This is a genomic window from Nitrococcus sp. (assembly GCF_059432795.1).
On record NZ_JBXWZQ010000127.1, the window covers coordinates 1 to 4,281 of the forward strand.

Here is a 4,281-nt window from a genome sequence, read left to right on the forward strand (position 1 = left end):
ATATCGACCGTTACATCGAGACCGGCAACTTCCAGTTCGGCAATGGCCGGTTCATCAAGCTGAGCGCCATCATCGAGCCATGGCTCGAAAAGCTCCTGAAAGAGACCCCACTCGCCGAGGACCAGAACGTCACCTGCCGCCGCAGCCAGCAGCGGTTGACCGCCACGGTCGCCGACTCCTGGCAGTTGCGCTGGTGGATCCTGTCCCTCGGCGCCGGTATCCGCATCACCGGACCGGCTCCACTGAAACGGGAGATCGAGAACCAGTTGCGCGAGGCGCTTGCGGGATATGGGGGTTGAAACCGGTTCACCGCAGTTCCAGCATGCGAACCCATGGTTCGCTTCCCTACGAGGTCGATTCGGTCCGAAGGGGAGCAGACCTGCCGCCGCCAGCCGCTTTTTCACGAAAAGAGCTGGTAAACTGGCGACCGGATACGTAGCAACGAATCTCATGCACATCGCGATGGCGTTCGAACCTTCGGATAGGGGCCTTGTGCGAGAAACCCGTTTCGGCCGAGATCTCGGATTTGATCCCTGGATACTCGACTGAGGGGATACTCGTGGCACGCAAAGCACAAGCAGAATGGTCCTGGTTCTACTCCGCGCCCATCGAAGACGTCGCGATCCGTCGCGGCGATCCCCTCGGAATGCGCGCGATCGCCGAGAAGCTTGCCGAGCAGCTCGCGCCGGGCTTGTCCAATGGGACCCGGGACGCTCGCTGGCTCACGATTCTCTCGTGGTGTCTCGAGCAGGGCTACGCGGCTTGGCACGCCTACGAGGATGATCGCAGTGATGGCCTCACCACCCGTGCCGCGACACGCGGTCTCTACGCTTGGATTCGGCCGCTCGAGGCGCTGTGGATCGCCCGCACCGTCGTCGCGACTGACGACGCCGGCAAGGGGCGGCAACTTCCCGGGGTTCAGTCGGTCAGGCGATGGGGGCGTGACCGTCGCCATGTCGAGCGGTTTGGCTTCTCCGAGGACTCATACACGCGGTATCGCTTCACGGGTAGCTATGGCTCGTACCGCGGCGCGCTGCGCTCGTTGCCGGGATTGACCAAAAACGGTGATGGTTGGCATCTCGGTCCGGCCGGGCGCGAGCTCGCGGCGATCGCCGCGAAGCATGTAGGCGAGCCGAAGAGCCATCGGCGTGGCAAGGGGCCACGCCCGGCGCCGGAGTCGTATTGGCTGAGCGAGTTCGCCTGGGAGTTCCCGGGCAGGACCAAGTTCTTGCCCACGCTCCTCGCCGAGCCCGGCAAGCTTCCGAGCGCCGAGCGCCGCGTGCTGCGGCGCGCGCTGTTCGAGCCGAAGGAGGATCGCGGCGAGGCTGACGCTGAGCGGCGCCTGGTCGTTGCGACCGTTGCTGGCGAATCGAGCGCCACTACGCGGGAGGGACTCTTTCGAGATATCGCCGGCGTCCTTGGGAACTCGGAGCCGGACCTGACGCTGCTGCCTGACTTCTGCGTCCTCGGTGACGCTGGTATCGCGGCCATGAACGCGGTGTGGCACGCGTTGAAACAACCGGGGCTCGATGGCGGTAGAGTCCGCCTCGGCGACGTGGTGTGCAATGCCGAGGTGAGCAGTGCGCTCGATGAGCTCGCCGCAGCCAGCGCACGGTGGTTGCGCGCAGGCGACCGGAGTGGCGACCGCTGGCGAGTGCCCGGGGCGCTCGCGTCAGCGATCACAGCGGCCGGACCGAAGCCCGACCGGCGATTACGCGCGCTGGAGCTGCACCATCGCAAATTCGGCGGCGGGCGCGCGTGGGTGCGCATCGAGAAGCAAGAGGTGACACCCCTGTCGCCCCTGCGTGGGGGACAGACTGGGCAGTACCGTTTTCGAGTCGCCGCCCTGTCGCGCCTAGCGGTGCAGTGCGGTGTCATCGACGAGATGCCTGCGCCGTACGGCGACTTCGACGACGATGATGAGGAGGCCGGCGAATGAACGCCGAGCGACTGCAGCCGGGGTGGGAGCCGCTCACCGCGGTGCAACGGCCACCAAGGTATCGGCTCGAGGCTGCACTGGTTACGACCTACGACCCGCCCGATCCGGGGGTCCTCATCGAGGACTATCTGCCGGCGTGGCTCGGGTTGGAGAACGGTTATTCCGAGGAGGCCGCGGATCGGGTGCGTTACTACAGCGAGCTCGAGTCCGAGCTGAACCGGATCAAGCAGCGAATCACGATCATTTCGAGCGCCGGGAGCGCACCTGCCGGCGTTGATGCGTGGATCTGGCGCTACATCCGCCGGCTCGAGGTGGGTGCTCAGAAGAGCGCCGTCCAGCACGCCAAGCTGTGGATGTTCCACTGGGTGGGCACTGCGGTCGAGGAGGGGGAACTGCTCGAGTTCGTGGTCTCGTCGGCGAATCTGACGCGGTCGGGACTGCGCCGGCAGATCCAGGCCGGGTGGCGCTGCAGGCTGCCGCTCGTGAGGGTGAGCGCCGCGACGCGCCTGTCGGCGTGGGGCGTATTGCCGGCGTTCCTCAAGGAGCTGGCGTCGTCGTGTGACGAGTCGATGGCGCGCTGGCACGAGCTGCTCGGCCGCTCCTACGCCCCCAACGATGTTTCGTTCATCGCCAGCGTTCCTGGCAGCCATCCACGGGCGACGCTTCGGAGGGCGTCGACCTGCTGGGGGCTGGCCGGCCTGGCGCGCCACTTCACGGGGAGCAAGGCTCGACTGGGCGTGATGGCCCCGTTCATCGGCACGTGGGACGAAGCCGCAGTGCGGGCGTGTTGCAAGGAGGTAGGCGTCGAGCCGGAGCGGCTGTCCGTTGCCTGGATCAGCGAGGGACACCTCTGGGCCCTGGACTGGAACCTGGACGAGTCGAGCGAGCGAGCTCTCACCGCAAGCGGCATCACCTGGCTGGCGGTTCCCGATCCAAACCGCGAAGGTGATTGGGAGAGCCCGTTCAGCGACGAGCAGCTCCCTGCGGACAGTCGCTGGAGCCACGCCAAGCTCTACGATCTCCGAGATGGCCAGCGGCGTGCGCTACTGGTCACGTCGGCCAACTTCAGCCGCTCCGCGTGGGGTGATCCGCAGAGTGGGTCGGTCCGTATCAAGAACTTCGAGCTGGGCGTGGTGTTCCCGTTCAGGGACGGGTTCTTGGGGTACCTGCAGGAGCTCTCCGGGGCGCGCAACGTAGGGGTGGTCAAGCCGATCGAGCCCTACGAGCTGCCTATCGCGTGGGTAACCGCCGAGTGGGATGGCGCGGTGATCTCGGTCGCTTGTCGGCTGCGCGACGAAGACCCGCTCCGGCCGCAGCTCGAGGTGCGCGCTGCCCGCGCTCCCGAGGCCGACACAATCGAAGTCGAGTGGACCGGCACTGGCCGCTGTGCGGCGTCAATTTCGTGGACCGGCGCGCGGGGGATCCCGCTGACGCTCCGCCTCGAGACAGCCGGCGGAGAGCAGCGCGACGTCCCCGTTGCCGACCTCCGGCCAGGGATTGATCGCGCCTTCGTAAACCCCGAGTTCGATGAGGCGAAGCTGCGCGAGATGGCGGACGCTCTGCTCGAGGAGCGCTACGGATACGTCGCGTCGAGCAATGGAAATGGTCCCGGCGGTGGCGGGGCTCCGAACGGGGACGACAACGTTGCGCCGACCAGCTATTCGGTTACCGCCTACGAGGATGCTCGGCGGCGGTTTAGGCTCATCGACAACTGGGCGCGAGAACTCGAGGCCGAGACCGAGGACGGCCGCCGACACATTCTCTCCGACGGCAATCGCATCGCCGCGCTCTGGGGCCGCCAGGCGGGAGACGCGAAACGATCCCCTGGCCTGCAGATCGCCGCGCGGATCGCCGTCGAGGAACTGCGCCGTCGAATCGAGGTGGGATGATGACGAAGCTCGACATCCATGCTGGCGCCTGGCGCTTTCTGCGGCAACACCGCGCCGATGACTATCGCGCGATCTACGAGCGCAAGACACCGGCAGCTCGGAAGCAGCTCGTGCCCGCAACCACGAGTCGGCAGTTCGCCACCGCTGCGGAGATCCTCGACCGCATGAACGCCGGTAACAAGGGCATTCTGCTCGCGGACGATGTCGGGGTCGGCAAGACCGCCGTCGCCGCGTTGATCGCGCTCGTGTTCGCAGGCAAGCAGAAGCGTGTGCGCATCCTGGCGCCCAACGACACGATGGTGCGGCGCTGGCGACAGGAGCTCGAGGCACACGCAGATCCGGTGGCGGCGTTCGCGAGTCACCTCGACCTGGAGCAAGTGTTGCGGAGGACGCGCCATCACGTCCAGCGACTTCGCGCCGGCAGTATCGCCGTGACAACCCACGGAAGAGCTG

The 4,281-nt window shown here is 66.6% G+C and carries 4 protein-coding genes; all 4 read left to right on the forward strand.

Going from position 1 to position 4,281, the window contains the following annotated elements:
- A partial coding sequence (locus tag AC52Q4_RS09760) for a WCX domain-containing protein (protein ID WP_495536607.1) occupies nucleotides 1–299 on the forward strand: 299 nt, incomplete at its 5' end.
- A gap of 260 nt (nucleotides 300–559) precedes the next feature.
- On the forward strand, nucleotides 560–1,939 hold the full coding sequence (locus AC52Q4_RS09765) for a hypothetical protein (protein ID WP_495536608.1): 1,380 nt from the start codon (nucleotides 560–562) through the stop codon (nucleotides 1,937–1,939).
- Nucleotides 1,936–3,828: a hypothetical protein gene (locus tag AC52Q4_RS09770; RefSeq protein WP_495536609.1), complete on the forward strand. Its 1,893-nt coding sequence runs from the start codon at nucleotides 1,936–1,938 to the stop codon at nucleotides 3,826–3,828. The genes AC52Q4_RS09765 and AC52Q4_RS09770 overlap by 4 nt, the downstream gene beginning before the upstream one ends.
- Nucleotides 3,825–4,281, forward strand: a 457-nt coding sequence (locus tag AC52Q4_RS09775) for an SNF2-related protein (RefSeq protein WP_495536610.1), incomplete at its 3' end; no start/stop codon positions are given. The genes AC52Q4_RS09770 and AC52Q4_RS09775, both read left to right, overlap by 4 nt.

What these genes read in the sequence shown, in the direction of transcription:
- AC52Q4_RS09770 (WP_495536609.1), top strand. Translation starts at nt 1,936, where the DNA reads ATGAACGCCGAGCGACTGCAGCCGGGGTGGGAGCCGCTCACCGCGGTG.